Here is a 17,034-nt window from a genome sequence, read left to right as displayed (position 1 = left end):
CCGTCAGGAGGAGGACAGGCCGTCGAGGATCGCGACGATGCCGCCGACATAGGAGATGCCGATGACGCACAATCGCGCGACCCCGTGGCTCACGACGCGGGCCACGAACTCGCCGACGATAAGGCCGGCCACCGTGCAGGCGATGACGAGCAGCCAAAGCCACCAGTCGTAGTCCAGCGGGGCGAATCCCGACGCGACCAGTTTGCCGACGAACGCGGTGACCCCCAGGGTGACGAAGTACGGCTGCAACGTTGCGGCAAAACTGTCGTGTTGCCACTTGGTGAGTACCGCGAAAACGCCGACCGCCGGACCGCTGATGCCCGCTGTGGCACTCATAAAGCCCGACGCCGATCCGGCGATAATCCCGGTCGGCCCGATCGGTGTAGTGAGCGAGCCGCGGGTCACAAGCAGCGACACCGTGAGGGCGAGGACGAGGATCGCACCGACGGCGATCTGCAATGTCGGCCCGCCGAGGTTCGCAGCCACGATCGACCCCGGTACTACCGCGATGACCGCCGGCACGGCAAGCAGCAGGTACAGACGCCAGTTGATGTTGCGCCAGACCCGTGTCGTTACCATGAGTGCGGATGCCGCGCCGCAGATGTTCACCATGAGCACGCCGTCGAACGGGCCGATGAGCAGCACGAGCACCGGAGCGACGACGAGCGCGAACCCCATCCCCGAGACCCTCTGGGCAATGGCGCCCGCCATCACCGCCAGCCCGACGAGGAGCGCTACCCCGCTCAGAGGCCGGGCCGGCGCGTCAACAGCTCGCGAGGATTGTCGAGGAGCGCCTTCTCGACGGCCTCCGGCCCGTCGGCGAGCGCGGCGCGCAGCGACCCGATCGGGTCGGGATCCGCCATGTCGAACGGGTAGTCGCTACCGAGGCATAGCCGATCGTCCCCGACCCGGTCGTGCAGGAACCGCAGTGACAGCGGGTCGTGCGTTAGCGAGTCGAACCAGAACCTGCTCAACAACTCGGAGGGGAGACGGTCGAGGTGTGTGCGCGCCTCGGGCCGCACCCGCCACCCGTGGTCGAACCTGCCGATCTGGTACGGCAGAAACCCACCCCCGTGCAGCAGCGCCACCCTCAGCGCCTCATTGCGCGAGAGAACACCGCCGAACAGCAGCGAACCGGCGGCGAGCGTGGTGTCGGTCGGGTTGCCCACGAAGTTATGCAGGTAGTGGTCGTGCATCCGATCCGCTCCCGCGACGTCACCCGGGTGCAGTACCACGGCGAGGCCCGCGGCATCCAGCGCCTGCCAGATCGCCTCGTGCTTCTCGTTGCCGAGGTTCACCCCGGCAACGTTGGTGCTGAGCTCTACCCCGACGATCTCCGGCAGTTCGACGAGCCTGGACAACTCCGCGAGCGCATGGTGCTCGCTCTGCATGGGCAGGTGGGCGAGCACACGGAACCGCTCGGGGAATTGCCTCGCCATCTCGATCATCGCGTCGTTGTGCATTCTCGCGGCGTCCGCCGCGGCCTCGGCCGGCAGTCGGTAGCCGAAATGGGTCGGCGGCACACTGAGGGCCTGCACGTCGACGCCGCACGCATCCATGTCGATGATGCGCTCGCCGAGGTCGAACATTCCGGCCGGCACGGGGCCGCTGCGACGCCCGCCCGGGTAGTCGAACCACCATTCGCCGTCTCGCTTCGTAACGGTCGGAGTCGCCGCGGGCACCACCGTCGCGAGTTCGCGGATGAACCCCTCGGGCACCGTGTGGGCGTGGATGTCGATGGTCATGGCTTCTCCAGGTCGGGGCGAGTAATCGCGGTGTGACGCCAGAAGACGATTTTCTTCTCGGCGTACCAGATGAGCAGATAGGTGACGAGCCCAATCACGAGGAAGAAGAATATGATCACCCAGTAGGCGGCGGTGTCGAAACTGCCCCGGTACCGGATCATCAGGTATCCGAGGCCGCCAACCGAGCCGATGAACTCGGACACGATCGCGCCGATGATCGCCGTGGTGGCGCCGAGCTGCAGCCCACCGAAGATCACCGGGAGGGCCGTAGGCACCCGGAGCTTGGCCATCGTCTGCCAACGAGACGCACCGAGAGACCGCATGAGATTGACCGCATTCGGTTCGGCGAGACCGAGCCCGGAGAGCGTCGTGATGAAGACCGCGTAGAAGCAGGCGAGGGCAGCCTGCATGACCTTGCCCTCCATGCCGAATCCGACCCAGGCGATGATGATCGGTGCGAGGATCACGGTCGGAATTGCCTCGAGTGCGGACAGCGCAGGCAGGTAGGCGGCGCGCAGCCGACTGGAGGAGCTGAGGAGCATTCCCAGGAGGAACCCGATGGTGGCGCCCAAGGCAAACCCGCCCACGATTTCAGTGACGGTGCGGATGATCTGGTCACCGAAACCATCGGCGAACACCACCCGGGGGAATGACTGCACCACCGACGCCGGGGTAGGGAGCAGGATCGGGGGAACGATTCTCGTCTCCGTGACGAACCACCACACTGCGAGGATGAGCGGCGCGATCAGTGCGGTGAGGATGTAGGGCGAGAACTTTTTTCTCTTCGCCCGTGGGGACGCGTCGATCGCGAGCTGGGCTATCTGTTCCGTGCGTGTCATCGTTTCCTCGCTCGGGATTCTTCGGACCAGAACACGACGCGGCGTTCGATGACGTCGGCGATGGAGACGAGCGCCACCGCGAGGATCACGACTATGCCGACGACGGAGTAGGTCAGGGGCATGTTGAGTTGGGAGGCGAATTCCTTCGCGAGCTTGCCGAGGCCCCCGTCGGAGGCCGACAGAATCTCCGCGACGAGAACGCCGGTGAAGGCCAGCAGCAGTGAGTGCTTGACCCCGACCATGATCATCGGGATGGCGGAGGGTAGCTGCAGCTTGAGGAAGATCTGGCGACGGGTCGCCTTCAGGGACTGCATCAGCTTGAACTCGTTCGCGGCGGGGAGGGCGAGACCCACCATCGTGTCGATCCACACCGGGAAGAAGCAGATGATGACGGCGAGCGCGATCTTGCTTTCCGACCCGAAGCCGAGCCAGCCGATCAGCAGGGGCGCTAGCACTACTTTGGGGAGCGCCTGCACGGCGATCGCGTACGGAGTGATGGCCTGCCTGATAAAGGGCGAGGTGCCGAGTATGACACCCATGGAGAAGCCGAAGGCGACACCGATCGGCCAGGCGATGGCCACCGCCATCATGGTCTTGCCGAGGTCCTCCCACCAGTACCCGCCTGAGACCAGTTGCACGAATCCGGCGAGGGTGTCGGTGAAGGTGGGGAACAGAACCCGGTTGATAAGGCCAGTCTGAGGGATGAACTGCCAGAGCAGGAGAAAGACCGCGATGGTGATGAGAGCGATCCAGCCAGCACCCTTAGTGTCTCGATCCGGTCGCTGCTGCTTCACCTTGGCGGTGGTGGTCGACGCCGGGGCGAGGGTCGTCATTGCAGCTCCAGCATCTTGCGCGCTTCGGCCACCAGAGCCACGAAGTCGCTCGTGGTCTGCAGGTCCGGGGTGCGGGGACGGTCGAAGGGGATCTCGAGGATGCCGATGAGCCGCCCTGGCCTCGCACTCATCACGGCCACCCGGTCCGACATGAACACCGCTTCGGTGATGTTGTGGGTCACGAGCACCGCGGTGCTCTTCGTGTGTGCCTGGAGGCGGAGGAGCTCCTGGTTCATCGTCTCCCTGGTGAACTCGTCGAGCGCACCGAACGGCTCGTCTAGCAGCAGCAGCTTCGGATCGTGCAGCAGCACCCGGCATAGCGCCGCGCGCTGCTGCATCCCCCCGGACAGCTGCCAGGGGTACGACCCGGCGAACTCGCTGATGCCGACCATGCTGAGGAGTTCTTCGGCCTTAGCCCGGTACTTCTTCTTCGACTCGCCGAAGATCTCGACGGGCAGTAGCACGTTGTCGAGGGTGGTTCGCCAGGGAAACATCACCGCCTGCTGGAACATCATGCCGATCTGGCGGCTCGGCTCGGTGAGGGTCTTGCCGCCGAAGGTGATCGACCCTTCCGTGGCGGAGAGCAGGCCGCCCATGATGTTCAGGGCGGTCGACTTGCCGCAGCCGCTCGGGCCCAGGAGGGAGAGGAACTCACCCTCCCGGACCTCGAGGTTCAACCCGCTGAGGGCGACCATCTCCTTATCACCGGAGCCGAATTTCTTGGTGACGCCCGTCGCTCTCACGAGGGGGGCGGTCTGGGTCGTGGTCGTCATGTTCGTCTCAGTTTTCTGTCGTCGTTGACAATGGAGGTGACGGTATCAGTCGTTCTGCATCTCGTAGTCGGCGGCATCTTCTTCGACGGCCTCGCGGTCGAAGTCGTTCGCGAAGTCGATGAAGTCGTCGTTCAGGACGGTCTCGGCGTCGACCTCCATGTAGTCGTCGGAGGTCGATCGGATCAGGTCGAGGAACTCCTGCGTGCCTTCCACGTCGTGAGCTCCGTAGCGGCTCGTGTCGGCCGGCGGCACCTGCTCCAGCGAGAGATCGAAGCGCAGCTGGCCCTGCGAGACGCCATCGGCGTTCTCTTCGAACGCCGCGGGGATGGCCGACTTCATCATGTCGATGCAAGCGTCGTTGTTGGCCAGGCAGAAGTGGATTCCCATGGCCGTGCCGCGCGCGAAGCGCTGCATCGCCTCTGGCTTCTCTTCGATGACTTGCGACGTGGTGATGATGCCCCGGGCCGGGAAGGTGTTGTAGATCGATGGGGTGAGGTCGAGAAGGTCGATGCCCGCGGTCTGGAGCGCAAAGACGTCGTTGTAGGCGGTGGAGTAGGCATCGACTGAGCCGCTGTCGAGCGCGGCGAGGGTCTCCGGGCCGCCGTCGCCGATCGGAATGAGCTGGACGTCGGTGATGGGGTCGATGCCCTCGGCGCGCAGCGCGGCCTCGAGGAACGCCACCTCGCCGCCGCCGGCCTCGGAGATGCCGATATTGGCTCCGTCGAGTCCGGCGATGTCAGTGATGCCCTCGCTCTCCGGCACGAAGATCCCGAAAATGGCGCCACTGGAGTAGGTGAACATGTTCACCACATCGAGGCCGACCAGAGCGGCCTCGCCGAAAGCCGGGGCCGAGGGGTTACCGGCGTCGGCGTTGCCCGCGACTACCTGCTCCATGGCTGCACCACTGCCGCCGGCACCGACGAACTCCACGTCGAGGTTCATCTCGTCGTAGTAGCCGAGGTTGTCGGCGGCTAGCCATCCCCACCATTCGGCGGTGTAGGTGTCCTCGGCCGCCATGGCCATGGTCACCGTGTAGCGCTCGTCTTCGCCGCCAGATCCCTCCTGGCCGCCCGCGGAACAGCCCGCGAGTGCGAGGGTTCCCACGGCCACGATCGCCGCGATCTGCTGCTGTTTCTTCATGCTCGAATCTCCTTTGGTTCGCTGCATCGGGGTCGTGCGTCGGGCGGGGCCGTTATCCGCCCACTCGTCGTCGAGGGGTGGTGGCTGTCATCCGTGCCGTGTGGTCATAATCTCGCACCACACGACCCGCTTGTCAAGACACTGTCTTACTTTTTGGCCGGTTCGTGATCGCGGGGCTTTTCGATGGTGAGTTCGGCTCCCGCAGTCATCAGGGCGAATGCCTCCGGCATCGCCTCAGCCACCGCGCGCTGTGCACGGAAGCCGCTGCAGTGCATGGGCGACACCAGGGACAGGTCGCGGGCGACGAGCCCCTCGACGGTGCGCTCGATCTTCTCCTGGGTTATTCCGGCGTGCCCGAGGTGGAACCCGCCGAGCACGCCATGCACCCGGTCGGCACCGGTGAGCCTCATGGCGTGGTCGAGCGAGCTGAGCACCCCGGAGTGTCCACACGGATCGAGCACCACGAGCCCGACTCCGTCGACATCGACGATCACGGTGAGATAGTCGTCGATCGGGTCGGGGTGTACATGCCCGTCACGAATCGACATCCGTCCCGTCGGCACCTCCCGCTCGAAATCGACGGTGATGGGGATCTCACCGCTGGTGGTGATACCCGGCGCGATCTCAAGAGGCTCCCGGACTGCCACTATGCCCGCCCCGGCCGCGATGAGCTCGGCCTCCGTCAGGTCGCGATTGAAGTACTGGATCATCAGGTCGGGTCGTCGGATCGAGCGGGGATGGAAGGCCGATGGATGCACGATGAGCGGCACCTTGCGGCCAATGACCCCGAGGGCGGCGTAGATACCGCCGAAGTGGTCGGGATGCCCATGGCTGAGCACCACCTGATCGACCTCGGCCAGATCGATTCCCAATACGGCGGCGTTGTGGATGATCGGGATACCGCTCATCCCCGCATCGAAGAGGATCGTCGTGGTGCGCCCCGCCGTCGTCGCGCGAATCAGGAACGAGATGCCGTTCTCGGCTAGGGGCGTGCCCCTCCGGGGCAGAAAGTGCTCCGCCATGCCCTGCCGCCGGATGCCCGGGGTGTTCTGCATGAGCATGTCGATGTAGTTGTCGACGAGCACGGTGATGGAGAGTCGCTCACAGGTCTGCATTACAGGTCCTTCCATGGTTGGCGTCGGTGGTACCGGAAGGCACACGCCGCGCACGCTACGCCTGCGGGGTTGCGGAGAGCACGGCGGTGGCGTGCGCCGCGAGGGTCATTCCCATGCCGTGCACGAGGGACAGACGGGCTCCGGGGATCTGGCGTCGCCCAGCGTTGCCCCGCAGTTGCTGCACCGCCTCGATGACGAGGAATAGCCCGAGCATCCCGGGATGGGTGTACGACAACCCGCCACCGTTGGTGTTCAGCGCGAGCTGACCGCCCGGCGCGAGCCGACCCTCCCCGACGAATGCGCCACCCTCGCCCTTGGCGCAGAAACCGAGATCCTCGAGGAGTACGAGGAGGCTGATGGTGAAGGCGTCGTATACGTGAACGGTGTCGATATCGTCGAGCGCGACCCCCGCCATCGATAAGGCACGGTGGGAGCTGTCACGGGCGACGGTGGTGGTGAGATCGGCCATCTGCGAGATGTTGCGATGATTCTGCGCCTCGCCGGCACCGAGCAGGAACACCGGGTCGGACCGCAGGTCGGCGGCCCGCTCGGCGGAGGTCAGCACGATCGCGCCTCCCCCGTCGGTGACCAGGCAGCAGTCGAGCCTGTGTAGCGGGCTGGCGATGATGGACGATGCGAGCACCTCGTCCACGGTGAGGGGGGTGGGGTAGGGCGCGTCGTCGACGAGCATCGCCCACTGTCGGGCCGACACCGCGAGTTCGGCGAGTTGCGCACTGGTCGTGCCGTACTGGTGCATGTGACGCTGCGCGACCATGCCGAACGCACCGATGGGGTGAATGAGGCCGTACGGCAGTTCGTACACGGACTGCTCTGCCATGCTCACGAGCTTCCCGGCGTCGCTGCGTTGGGTGCTGCCGTAGGCGATCACCGCGACGGTGCAGAGACCAGCCTGCAGCGCGGCGGCGGCGTGCGCGAGTTGCGCGATGAACCCGCAACCGCCGATCGACGTGGAGTCGACGTGGGTCGGGGAGATACCGAGGTATTCGCCCAGCGTCAGGGTCGGCATCGCGTAGTACGACGAGGAGGTGAAGAGCCCGTCCACGTCGGCGAGCGTGAGTCCGGCATCCTGAAGCGCACGGCGAACCGCCACGGCCATGAGTCCGACCGGCGACCGGCCCTCGGTACGGAAGACGTCGACCTGGGCCGCACCGACGATGGCGGCGGACCCGCTGATACTCACGACGGCACCCCCGCCGTTGCCGCCCGGAATCTGGGCAGGGTGAGTTCGTCGGTCACCGGATCGAATATCGTCTCGACGGGCATGCCGATGTGAACGTCACCGGGAGCGCGGTCCACGATGTTCGCGAACAGTCGGAAACCCTCCTCCATGTCGGCGAGCACAAGCGTGTACGGCACGTCGGCGGCGAAGAACGGGTGGGCGGCGCGGTATTGGGTGGTGAAGGAGTAGACGGTACCAAGTCCCGACGACACAGTGACCTCGAGGGACTCGGACCCGCAGCCCGGGCAGAGGGTGCGCAAGTAGAACACCGCCCGGTCGCAATCCGAGCAGCGTTGGAATACCAGCTCGCGGTTGGCAGCGTGGTTGAAGTACACGGCTTCTTCGCCCCGCGGCGTCGGCGTCGGGCGTTGCGCGGTCATGCCGGTGCCCTGTCGCCGGCCGCCAGCGACTGCAGCACAGCCGCGGTGACCTCGGTCGTCGTTGCTGTTCCGCCGAGGTCGGGGGTGCGAATGTCGGACTCGCCGAGCACGGCGTGAATGGCGTCCATGATCGCGGCCGCGGCCGCGGTCTCGCCGAGGTGGTCGAGCATCATCGCCGCCGACCAGATCTGGCCGATCGGGTTTGCGACCCCGGTGCCCGCAATGTCCGGCGCCGACCCGTGCACGGGTTCGAACATCGAGGGGTGTTCGCCCTCCGGGTTGAGGTTGGCGCTCGGCGCCATGCCCATGCTGCCGACGATGACTGCCCCGATGTCGGTGAGGATATCGCCGAAGAGATTCGATCCCACGACGACGTCAAGGTCATGAGGGTGGCTGACGAATCGGGCGGCGAGCGCGTCGACGTGCATCAGTCGGCCGTCGACACCGGGATGACCGGCCATCACCTCGCGGAACACCTCGTCCCAGAAGGTCATGGAGTGGATGATGCCGTTGGACTTCGTCGCGGAGACCAGGCGTCCACCGCGGGTCGTCGCGAGCCGCGCCGCGTAGTCGACCACGCGCTCGATGCCGCGCCGTGTGAAGATGGCCTCCTGCACAGCGAATTCGTGTGGGGTGCCCGGGAACATCCTGCCGCCGACCTCGGAGTACTCCCCCTCGCTGTTCTCCCGCACCACCATGATGTCGATGCCGCGGTCGGCCCGCAGCAGGGGGCTCTGCACCCCGGGCAGCAGACGGGCGGGACGCAGGTTGATGTACTGGTCGAAGGCACGCCGGATAGGGATCAGCAGGCCCCACAGCGAGAGGTGGTCGGGCAGGCTCGGGTCGCCGACCGCGCCGAGCAGGATTGCCTTCTGCTCGGCCAGCATCGGGAGACCGTCAGCGGGCATCATCGCCCCGGTGCGTGTGTAGTACTCGCAGCTCCAGGGGTACTCGACCCAGTCCACCGTGAAGTCGAACCGCCGGGCGACCTGCTCGACCACCTCGAGCGCCGGCGGCATCACCTCCCTGCCGATCCCATCGCCGGCGAGCACCGCGATCGGGTAGTGGCCGGCGGTTCTCCCCATCATTACTTGATGGCCATCGGGTTGACCGGGGAGCCCACCGCACGGGTGAACGGCAGCGGCGGTGCGCAGAAGAAGAAATCGTACTGGCCGTCCTCTGCGCAGTCTGCGGCGAGCGCCTCCAGGTCGAAGATCTCGCCGACGAAGAGGCCCATGGCCACGAGGAAGATGCAGTGCAGGGGTTGGAAAACGTCTGGGCTCTCATTGGGGAGCACCTCCATCCCCCAGGTGTCGGTGGCGAGCGCGGCGATCTCCCGCTCGGCTACCCAGGGCACGCTGGCGAATCCCATACCGGGGGCGGAGCCCGCCGAGTAGTCACCCCAGTTTCCCTTGCGATCGCCCATCTGGCCGGTGCGCACCATCACGAAGTCGCCGGTTCCGACGGTCACACCCTGTGCCTTCTCGCATTCGACGAGATCATCGGCGGTGATGGCGTATCCAGGCTCGAGGTGATCGACGCCCTTGAGCCTGGCGATGTCGAGGAGAACGCCGCGGCCGGCGATCTGGTTCTTCGCCTGGGCGATGTCGCCGTGGGTGGCACCCTTGCTGGTGACGGCACGGGAGGTGAAGCCATTGAACATGTGCCCGTCGAAGAAGATGTGGGCGAGGGCATCCCATTGCGTTCCCGACTGCAGCGGCATGATGATCATGTCGTCGGTGCCCCGAATGTGGCGGTCATTTCCACCATAGAACTCGTCGATCACGGTGCCATTGGCGATGTCCCCTCCGTCGCGGAACATCAGGTGGATTGGGTTGAACCGCCCGCCGAAGCCACCGCCGGATTGGGGTCCGCTCTGGTCGAAGTTGAGCCCGAGGGAGATGCGCTTTCCGGAGCGGATGCTCGCTGCCGCTCGGGCCACGATCTCCGGGGTCACATGGTTGAGGGTGCCGAGCTGGTCATCCGCGCCCCACCGTCCCCAGTTGGAGTACTTGGCGCTGAGCGCGCGAACGGTTTCCACGCTCGGTGCCTGCTGGTCGGTGCTGGTGGTCTCGATCGTCATAATGGTATTCCTTCGGTGTTTTCTGTTTCAGGCGGACACGGGCTTGGTGGATCGGGTGCCGGCGTCGTATCGGTCTCCGGCGGTGTAGTCGCCGGACCGCAGCCGGTGCTTCTCGATCTTCGACGTCGGGGTCTTCGGCAGCGCACTGACGATCTCCACGTACCGGGGGACCTTGAACGCCGCGAGTTCCTCGTCGCACCAGGAGACGATCGCGGCGGGGTCGATCGTGTGGTCGGGTCTCGCGACGACGAAGGCGCACAGTTCTTCGTCGGTCAGGTCGGAAGGCACCCCAATCACCGCGGATTCCATCACGTCGCCGTGTCGGTTGATGACGTGCTCGACCTCGAGCGACGACACGTTCTCGCCGCGGCGCCGCACGATGTCCTTCTTGCGGTCGACGAAATGGAACCAGCCGTCGTCGTCCTGCCAGGCGCTGTCTCCGGTATGCAGCCAGCCGTCAACGAGGGCCTCCGCGGTCTTGTCCGGTTCCTTGAAGTAGCCGAGCATCATTGCGGCGTTCTTGATGACGAGTTCGCCGATCGTCTTGCGGGGAACCTCCGCCCCGTCGGCGTCGACGATCTGTACCTGGGTCACGGGGACTGTGGGGTCGGGGTGGGAGCGAGGCAGCCCCATGGACCCCGCACGCCGGGGCGCATCGACGGGTTCGAGCAGTCCGAAGGTTGTCTCGCTCATGCCGAAGCCGGAGATGCAGGCGAGTCCGAATCGTTCCTCCACGTCGTCGCGCACCTCGGAGGGCAGCGCGGGCACACCATAGGCGACCCGGACATCGTGGTTGCGGTCGTCCGGGCCCGGCGCGCTCTTCGAGAGGATCACTGTCATGGCGCCGATGAAGTTGAAGACGGTCACCTTGTGGCGGCGTACGTCCGGCCAGAAGCGGCTGGCCGAGAATCGCGGTGCGAGTACGAGGGCACCCTCCGCCCCGATCGCCCCCATAGTGGAGTACGCCTGCGAGTTGATGTGGAACAGCGGGAGGCAGGCGTAGATACGGTCACCTTTCTCCATTGCCATCCAATGCGGGTAGGCCTGTCCGGTGAGGACATAGTTGCGGTGCGATTGCATGACGCCCTTCGGCCGCCCGGTGGTGCCCGAGGTGTAGATGAGGCTGATCAGGTCGTCTCCGCGGAGGTCGACCGAGGGCACCCGCCCGGTCATGGCCGAAGCGGCCGCCGCAAAGTCGTCATAGCCGTCGGCTGCGCCGAGGGCGAAGACACCGTGCAACGACGGCACCCTCTCCTCTATACGGCGGAACAGCTCGGCGTGGGCGGGGTCGATCAGTGCGAAGCGTGCCTCGGAATGCTCGACGAGGAACTTCGCCTCCGCGAACTTGAACCCGGTGTTGATGGCGACCAGTACGGCCCCAAGCTTGGCGAGACCGAGCCAGGAGTGCAGGAAGCCGGGGCTGTTGTCCGCCATGAAGGCGACCCGGTCGCCCTTGCGTACGCCGATGTGGTGCCAGTAGCGGGCAGCCGCATCGACGCGGGCGTTGAACTGCTCGTAGCTCTGCTGCTCGTCCTGCCAGAACAGGAACGGTGACGACGCGTTGCGGTCGACGGCGTGCTCGAGGAAGCTGCGGACGTTGAGGGTGTCGAGGTTCATGCGAGGTCCTTGGAGATCGGGGTCAGTCGGTGGCGCGGGCGGCGGTGCCCTTGGGGGCGATGGCGTCGATGTCGGTGACGACGTCAATGAGCACGGGACCATTGATCGCGACGGCGCGGGCGATGGCGGGTTCGAGGTCTCGTGCGCGGGTCACCCGTATTCCGGTGACGCCCAGGGAATTCGCTACGGCGGCAAGGTCGAGATCCTGGAAGTGCCAGAGTTCGTGATGCCGGCCGGTGAGCGACCCACCGTATGCCACGGTGTAGGGGTTGATCTCCTGGTTGAGTGACCGGTTGTCGTTGACGACGACCACGAGCGGCACATTCCAGCGGGCTGCAGTCTCGAGTTCGGCCAGATGGTAGAAGAGCCCGCCGTCTCCGGTGAACACGACGACCTGGGCATCCGGTCTGGCGATCTGGGCTCCGATGCCGGCGGGAAGTCCCCACCCGAGCGACCCCGCAGCGCGGATGTACCCCTGATCGGCGGCGGCGAGGTCGAGGTATCCGCCGGTCCACATTCCGGCGTGGCCGGTGTCTGCCACGACCAGTGCGTTGTCGGGTAGCAGGCGACCGAGTTCGGAGACGAGGGTCTCCGGCCGCATCGGTTCGGCATCGCGCGGCGCGGTCTCTTCGAGCCCGGCGCTCCAGCGTTCGCCGAGGCGGCGGGCCCTGGCCACCCAGTCAGCGGTACCGCCAGGGTCGACGTAGGAGAGTGCGGCACGAAGGGCGTCGAGGCCGAGCCTGGCGTCGGCGACGATCGGGATGGTCTGCGGGTAGTGCCGTCCGAGTTCGGTGGGTTCGATGTCGAGGTGCACCACGAGTGTGTCGGGCGGTGGCACCTGCCAGGTGAGGGTGACCTGGCTGCCGGTCTTGCTCCCGACGTAAAGCACCAGGTCGGCTTCGAGCAGGATCTGGTTGGCGCTGGCCCTGGCGTAGAGGCCGGGGATACCGATCGCGAGCGGATGGTCCGCGGGCACGGTGTCCTTGCCGTTGAGGGACGTCGCGATCGGCGCGCCGAGTCGCTCGGCGAGCGCCACCACCTCCGCCCCGGCGCCCGAGGCGCGCACCCCTCCTCCGGCGACGATCACTGGGCGGCGCGCGCGGCGAATGGCGTCGGCGGCGCGCGCTATCGCGGCGGGTTCCGGTGCGATCCGGATGGCGGGAACCCGGCGGACGCCCGACCTCGGGACAGGAGCTTCGAACGACTGGTTCTCGACCACGTCTCCGGTGTGACCGGCGAGCTCCAGGTGGGCGGGGCCCGGTTGGCCGGTCGTGGCATCACGGAACGCCTGGTCGAGCTGGTCCGGTAGCCGGGTGACATCGAATACCTGCCTGCTCGACTTCGTCACCGGCTTGAAGAGGGGAAAGTCTTCGATCTCCTGGTAGTAGTTGCGGCCCCGACTGTATTCGTACGGGCCACCGGTGAGGGCTATCACCGGGGAAGAGCCGAGGTAGGCGTCGCGGAGGCCCGCGGCGAGGTTGGCGCCGCCGATGTTCTGCGCCATGCAGATGCCGGGGCGCCCCGTGGCGCGGGCATACCCGTCCGCCATGTAGGCCGCGGCCTTCTCGCCGTGGGTGACGATCCTCGCGATGCCGGTCTCCCGCTCCATCGTGACGAGGGTTGCGCTGAGAGTCGTCGGTACGAGGAACACCGCAGTGACCCCGTATGCGTCGAGCGCTCGGGAGAGATACTCCGCACCGCTCTGTTCTGCCACAGCGACCTCCTCGTCACGTGCCGGATTGGCGCCACCTCGGCGCCGCCACCATGTCTTGTTGAGCAAGACATCGTCTTGTTATTCTGTCCGGGGTTTCCGCGAGTGTCAAGCATCCGGGGCACGACGCAGTGCCGATGGTCGGGATACCCTTGGGCAACCGATAGCCGCGGACTCTTCCGCACCGAACAGGAGTGGGTGCCATGGCCTCCGACACCGACGTCGACCAACGAGAAAGCGGCCCGAAATCAGGCATTCTGGGGCGCGCGATCACGCTCCTCGAACTCGTGTCGAGTCATGTCGATGGGATCGGGGTGCGTGAGGCAGCCCGGCAGACGGGCATCGACCGGAGCGCGGTAAGCCGCATCCTCACCCAGTTCGAAGAACTCGGTTACGTGGAACAAGAGCGCGACCGTGGACTCTACTCGGCCGGCCCCCAGCTGTTCGCGATCGTGGCGGCGCTCGCCGAACGGGACACCCTCGTCAAAGCCGCCGAACCGTTTCTCAAAGACATCGTGGCCCAGTACAACGAGACCTGCTACGTCGCCGCGCGCGTCGGTGACGGGCTGGTGTTCCGCAGCAAGGTCGACTGCGAGCACACGATCCGGTACGTCATCGAAATGGGCAAGCAGTTCCCGCTGCTCAGCGGAGCATCCGGAATGGCAATCCTCGCTGGCCTCCCGGAGGAGGAGAGCGACTCGATCATCGCCACCGGCCTCGTGGCCCACACCCCCCAGAGCATCACGGACCCCGACGAGTTTCGCGCGCAACTGAGGGTCGACAGACAACTCGGCTACTCGTTCAGCCCTGGCCGCTGGGTGCGTAACGGGGCGGGTATCGCCGCACCGTTCTTCGATGCGACCGGCCGATGCGCCGGGGCCATCACGCTCAGCTGCCCTGCCGATCGACTCGAGTCGTTGTCCACCGAGGAGGTCGGGGTTTCTATCAGGGACGCCGCGCACGGATTGACCCGCCGTCTCGGGCTGCTCGGCGACGAGCGGCCCTGACCTCGCTCACTCCGAGTCGACGAACCTGTCGGCCACGTCGCCGCGGGTTGCGATCCATAGGCCGAGCGATCGCGCGGTCTGGATGACCTCGCCGAGCGCAGCGATCCCCGCGGGCCGGCACCCCACGTGGGCATGCACTGTAACGTCGAGGTATCCGACGGTCCCACTCCTTACGAGGGCGTGCGCCGCGGAGGCGAAGCTCGCGGCGAGTTCTCGCGTCGGCTGCCCGTAACGCACGGTCATGGGCAGATCGTTGATCTCCAGACCGAACGGCAGAGCCACGATCGAACCGGATGCAGTGTCGAGCCGGTACGGCAGGTCCGCGTCGAACACGTCTCCGAACCACTCGAATTCGCGCGCGGCAAGCAGCTCCGCCGTGTGCGCACTCGGTGTGCAACGCGGACTGATCCAGCCCCGGGGGCGCTGGCCTCCCACGCGCGTGAGTTCCTCCACGCACCGGACGATCTCCGCGAGCTCCTCATCACGGGTGAGTGCCCCCGGCAGGCGGTCTTGCGACCAGGAGTGGCCGCAGATCTCGTGGCCACCGTCGACGATGGCGCGCACCGAGCTCGACGCAGACTCGGTGAGTATGCCGCTCACGTAGAACGACGCGGGAACGGCAGCGGCGTCGAGAGATTCGAGCACCCGCCAAATGCCCGTGCGCCACCCGTAGTCCGCCCACGACAGCGCCTGGTGGTCAGTGACCCCCGGCGGTAACGGATTCCCCATCGGGCCGAGCCCCGGCGCGATTCCTGGAGCCCATTGCTCGTACATCACATTGAGCACGAGCGCCCCGCGGGCACCGTTCGGCCACGAGGTGATGGAGTGGGTCATCGATTGCCGCCTTTTGTGGGCGCGAATGGCGCAAGGAGTGGCCCGAGGGTGCCCGAGAGTATGGAGTCGACCGGCCGTCCGAGGCCGGAGACCATCTCGACGGGCCGACGCAGGTCGCCCGGGTCGACGAACGGAAAGTCGGTGCCGAACACGATGGAGTGCGCGGGAAGAGTGTCGAGGGCGAGGGCGAGCGTGCTCGGAGTGCTGTTGGCGGTATCGAAGAGCACCCGGTCGAGGGGGATCTGCGCCCGGTCTGCGGTTCCGAGGGCCTCCGCCTCGAGCCGCCACCGCCACACGAGCCGGTGAAGCAGGAAGGGAAGGGTGCCGCCGAGGTGGGGTACGACCCACCGCAGAGCGGGGAACCTGTCGATGATTCCGGAGCAGAGCAGCCGAACCACCGCGATGGTGTCTTCGAACGGCGCGCCCAGTCCCCACTCCATGGAGTAGACGTCGAGCGCGCCGGGTGCGCAGAAGCCGTCGGGGTGCGCGAGTACGAGGCTCGGGGCCTCGTTCATGGCCGAGTAGACCGGCTCCCACCGCGGATCGTCGATCGGGATGGAAGCGATATGGGTGGGCACCGTGTAGCCGACGAAACCGGGCAGCTCGCGAACCCGGCGGGCTTCCTCCGCCGCCTCGGCGGCATGCGGCAGCGGCAGAGTCGCAAGGAACCGCAGGCGATGCGGGTGTGCCAGTACAGCGGCAGCGCATCCATCGTTGTATGCAGCCGCGAGCCTCATCCGCACCGCCGGGTCGGGATGCCAAATGTTCAGGGACGCGAAACTCAGCACCTGGAGGTCGATACCGGCAGCATCCATCATCGCTATCCGCTCATCGAGGCACCCGGTGAAGGCGGGCACCGACTGGATGATCCGGTGGGCGAGGAAGGCTCGAGCAGTCTCGGCGTGCGCGCCGAGCTCGTCGGCTATCTCGGCTACCACCGCGCAGTATTCCGGGGGGTAGAAGTGGGCGTGAATGTCGAGTGCGGTCATTCGCCGGCCGTCGGCTCGGCCGCGTGCGCGAGCACGGCGAGCCTGGCCCGCTGCACGTCGCCCTCGGCGATCGCCGCGACGAGCTCGCGGTGCACGGCGATGCGGTGGCCGATGTAAGCAGCCTCGTCTTCGCCGGGTTGGCCCGTCGCGCTCTCGGACCGCTCGTTGATGATGCCGAGCATCGTGAGATACACCGCAGACAGCATCTCGTTCGGGGTGATGCCGGCGATCGCCACGTGTAGTTCCCAGTTCGCGCGGAGAAACTCGTCGCGATCACCGCGCGCCGCTGCAAGGGCTTCTAGCGCTCTGGTCAGGCCGCGCAGTTGCCGCGCGCTACGGTGTCGGGTCGCGTCTTCGACCAGGAGGGGCTCGAGGGCCTCTCGAATGGCTATCGCGTCAGCGACGGTCGACGCCTCTCCGTGTACGGAGAGCAGGGTGTGGCGCAATCGAACGACGGGCCCCACCTCGGCCACGAAGATGCCGCCGCCGCGGCCGGGTCGGATCTCGACCGCACCGCGGTCGACAAGAATCCGCACGGCCTCGCTCACCGTGGCTCGAGCGAATCCCGATTCTGCACGCCAGTGCTCCAACGTTCCGAGAGCGTCGCCTCTCGTGAGTCCGCGCTCGACTATCGACGACTCGATGCGTTCGAGCAAGGCCTGCGCGCGCGTCGGCGGAGCTGTGGTGGCCATTCCCGAAACCTAACACGGCGAGCTCGCTGCGGCCAT

17 protein-coding genes are annotated in these 17,034 nt (G+C 66.5%); 1 reads left to right on the top strand and 16 read right to left on the bottom strand.

Annotated elements, in window-relative coordinates:
- Window positions 1-3: 3 nt before the first annotated feature.
- The 13 genes from G5S38_RS04455 to G5S38_RS04395 all read right to left on the bottom strand — a co-directional run bounded on the left by G5S38_RS04455 (window position 4) and on the right by G5S38_RS04395 (window position 13,479).
- Window positions 4-711 (bottom strand): TSUP family transporter, encoded by a 708-nt coding sequence (locus G5S38_RS04455; RefSeq protein ID WP_165064893.1) that lies wholly within the window; start codon window positions 709-711, stop codon window positions 4-6.
- Between the two features lie 32 nt (window positions 712-743).
- Window positions 744-1,745: an amidohydrolase family protein gene (locus G5S38_RS04450; RefSeq protein WP_165064890.1), complete on the bottom strand. Its 1,002-nt coding sequence runs from the start codon at window positions 1,743-1,745 to the stop codon at window positions 744-746.
- Window positions 1,742-2,584 (bottom strand): ABC transporter permease, encoded by an 843-nt coding sequence (locus tag G5S38_RS04445; RefSeq protein WP_165064887.1) that lies wholly within the window; start codon window positions 2,582-2,584, stop codon window positions 1,742-1,744. Before G5S38_RS04445 ends, G5S38_RS04450 begins: the two co-directional genes overlap by 4 nt.
- The gene (locus G5S38_RS04440; RefSeq protein WP_165064883.1) at window positions 2,581-3,417 is read right to left on the bottom strand and encodes an ABC transporter permease; all 837 of its coding nucleotides are present in this window, start codon (window positions 3,415-3,417) and stop codon (window positions 2,581-2,583) included. The genes G5S38_RS04445 and G5S38_RS04440 overlap by 4 nt, the downstream gene beginning before the upstream one ends.
- A complete protein-coding gene (locus tag G5S38_RS04435) occupies window positions 3,414-4,190 on the bottom strand; it encodes an ABC transporter ATP-binding protein (RefSeq protein WP_165064879.1) in 777 nt (258 codons plus the stop codon). Before G5S38_RS04435 ends, G5S38_RS04440 begins: the two co-directional genes overlap by 4 nt.
- 45 nt (window positions 4,191-4,235) lie before the next feature.
- Window positions 4,236-5,330, bottom strand: a complete 1,095-nt coding sequence (locus tag G5S38_RS04430) for an ABC transporter substrate-binding protein (protein WP_165064875.1) — start codon at window positions 5,328-5,330, stop codon at window positions 4,236-4,238.
- 146 nt (window positions 5,331-5,476) lie between these two features.
- The gene (locus tag G5S38_RS04425; RefSeq protein WP_165064872.1) at window positions 5,477-6,445 is read right to left on the bottom strand and encodes an MBL fold metallo-hydrolase; all 969 of its coding nucleotides are present in this window, start codon (window positions 6,443-6,445) and stop codon (window positions 5,477-5,479) included.
- A gap of 55 nt (window positions 6,446-6,500) precedes the next feature.
- The gene (locus G5S38_RS04420; protein ID WP_165064869.1) at window positions 6,501-7,646 is read right to left on the bottom strand and encodes an acetyl-CoA acetyltransferase; all 1,146 of its coding nucleotides are present in this window, start codon (window positions 7,644-7,646) and stop codon (window positions 6,501-6,503) included.
- Window positions 7,643-8,065 (bottom strand): Zn-ribbon domain-containing OB-fold protein, encoded by a 423-nt coding sequence (locus tag G5S38_RS04415; protein WP_165064866.1) that lies wholly within the window; start codon window positions 8,063-8,065, stop codon window positions 7,643-7,645. Before G5S38_RS04415 ends, G5S38_RS04420 begins: the two co-directional genes overlap by 4 nt.
- Window positions 8,062-9,153 (bottom strand): tartrate dehydrogenase, encoded by a 1,092-nt coding sequence (locus G5S38_RS04410; RefSeq protein ID WP_328796186.1) that lies wholly within the window; start codon window positions 9,151-9,153, stop codon window positions 8,062-8,064. The genes G5S38_RS04415 and G5S38_RS04410 overlap by 4 nt, the downstream gene beginning before the upstream one ends.
- Window positions 9,153-10,148, bottom strand: coding sequence for a cyclase family protein (locus tag G5S38_RS04405; protein ID WP_201276575.1), 996 nt, complete (start codon window positions 10,146-10,148; stop codon window positions 9,153-9,155). The genes G5S38_RS04410 and G5S38_RS04405 overlap by 1 nt, the downstream gene beginning before the upstream one ends.
- 27 nt (window positions 10,149-10,175) lie before the next feature.
- Window positions 10,176-11,765 carry an AMP-binding protein gene (locus tag G5S38_RS04400; RefSeq protein WP_165064863.1) on the bottom strand — a complete coding sequence of 530 codons (1,590 nt, stop codon included), beginning with the start codon at window positions 11,763-11,765 and terminating at the stop codon, window positions 10,176-10,178.
- 22 nt (window positions 11,766-11,787) lie between these two features.
- On the bottom strand, window positions 11,788-13,479 hold the full coding sequence (locus G5S38_RS04395; protein ID WP_165064860.1) for a thiamine pyrophosphate-binding protein: 1,692 nt from the start codon (window positions 13,477-13,479) through the stop codon (window positions 11,788-11,790).
- A 200-nt stretch (window positions 13,480-13,679) separates the two neighbouring features.
- On the opposite strand from G5S38_RS04395, the gene G5S38_RS04390 reads away from it, so the two are divergent.
- Window positions 13,680-14,483: an IclR family transcriptional regulator gene (locus G5S38_RS04390; RefSeq protein WP_165064857.1), complete on the top strand. Its 804-nt coding sequence runs from the start codon at window positions 13,680-13,682 to the stop codon at window positions 14,481-14,483.
- Between the two features lie 6 nt (window positions 14,484-14,489).
- Here the strand turns inward: G5S38_RS04390 and G5S38_RS04385 are convergent, their stop codons facing one another.
- The 3 genes from G5S38_RS04385 to G5S38_RS04375 are packed head-to-tail and all read right to left on the bottom strand — an operon-like array spanning window position 14,490 to window position 16,998.
- The gene (locus tag G5S38_RS04385) at window positions 14,490-15,317 is read right to left on the bottom strand and encodes a polysaccharide deacetylase family protein (RefSeq protein ID WP_165064854.1); all 828 of its coding nucleotides are present in this window, start codon (window positions 15,315-15,317) and stop codon (window positions 14,490-14,492) included.
- Entirely contained in the window at window positions 15,314-16,306 is a 993-nt protein-coding gene (locus G5S38_RS04380; protein ID WP_165064851.1) for an amidohydrolase family protein, read from the bottom strand. The genes G5S38_RS04385 and G5S38_RS04380 overlap by 4 nt, the downstream gene beginning before the upstream one ends.
- A complete protein-coding gene (locus G5S38_RS04375; protein ID WP_201276574.1) occupies window positions 16,303-16,998 on the bottom strand; it encodes a FadR/GntR family transcriptional regulator in 696 nt (231 codons plus the stop codon). Before G5S38_RS04375 ends, G5S38_RS04380 begins: the two co-directional genes overlap by 4 nt.
- Window positions 16,999-17,034 lie beyond the last annotated feature (36 nt).

Origin of the sequence: Marisediminicola senii (assembly GCF_011057645.1) — a bacterium.
GTDB lineage: Bacteria > Actinomycetota > Actinomycetes > Actinomycetales > Microbacteriaceae > Marisediminicola > Marisediminicola senii.
The sequence above is the reverse complement of the archived record's forward strand: the minus strand, read 5'-3'. Positions and strand labels throughout refer to the sequence as shown.

Excerpts from the sequence above, each read along its gene's own strand:
- G5S38_RS04455 (WP_165064893.1), bottom strand. The coding sequence starts at position 711 with ATGGCGGGCGCCATTGCCCAGAGGGTCTCGGGGATGGGGTTCGCGCTC.
- G5S38_RS04450 (WP_165064890.1), bottom strand. The coding sequence starts at position 1,745 with ATGACCATCGACATCCACGCCCACACGGTGCCCGAGGGGTTCATCCGC.
- G5S38_RS04445 (WP_165064887.1), bottom strand. The coding sequence starts at position 2,584 with ATGACACGCACGGAACAGATAGCCCAGCTCGCGATCGACGCGTCCCCA.
- G5S38_RS04440 (WP_165064883.1), bottom strand. The coding sequence starts at position 3,417 with ATGACGACCCTCGCCCCGGCGTCGACCACCACCGCCAAGGTGAAGCAG.
- G5S38_RS04435 (WP_165064879.1), bottom strand. The coding sequence starts at position 4,190 with ATGACGACCACGACCCAGACCGCCCCCCTCGTGAGAGCGACGGGCGTC.
- G5S38_RS04430 (WP_165064875.1), bottom strand. The coding sequence starts at position 5,330 with ATGAAGAAACAGCAGCAGATCGCGGCGATCGTGGCCGTGGGAACCCTC.
- G5S38_RS04425 (WP_165064872.1), bottom strand. The coding sequence starts at position 6,445 with ATGCAGACCTGTGAGCGACTCTCCATCACCGTGCTCGTCGACAACTAC.
- G5S38_RS04415 (WP_165064866.1), bottom strand. The coding sequence starts at position 8,065 with ATGACCGCGCAACGCCCGACGCCGACGCCGCGGGGCGAAGAAGCCGTG.
- G5S38_RS04410 (WP_328796186.1), bottom strand. The coding sequence starts at position 9,153 with ATGATGGGGAGAACCGCCGGCCACTACCCGATCGCGGTGCTCGCCGGC.
- G5S38_RS04405 (WP_201276575.1), bottom strand. The coding sequence starts at position 10,148 with ATGACGATCGAGACCACCAGCACCGACCAGCAGGCACCGAGCGTGGAA.
- G5S38_RS04400 (WP_165064863.1), bottom strand. The coding sequence starts at position 11,765 with ATGAACCTCGACACCCTCAACGTCCGCAGCTTCCTCGAGCACGCCGTC.
- G5S38_RS04390 (WP_165064857.1), top strand. The coding sequence starts at position 13,680 with ATGGCCTCCGACACCGACGTCGACCAACGAGAAAGCGGCCCGAAATCA.
- G5S38_RS04385 (WP_165064854.1), bottom strand. The coding sequence starts at position 15,317 with ATGACCCACTCCATCACCTCGTGGCCGAACGGTGCCCGCGGGGCGCTC.
- G5S38_RS04380 (WP_165064851.1), bottom strand. The coding sequence starts at position 16,306 with ATGACCGCACTCGACATTCACGCCCACTTCTACCCCCCGGAATACTGC.
- G5S38_RS04375 (WP_201276574.1), bottom strand. The coding sequence starts at position 16,998 with ATGGCCACCACAGCTCCGCCGACGCGCGCGCAGGCCTTGCTCGAACGC.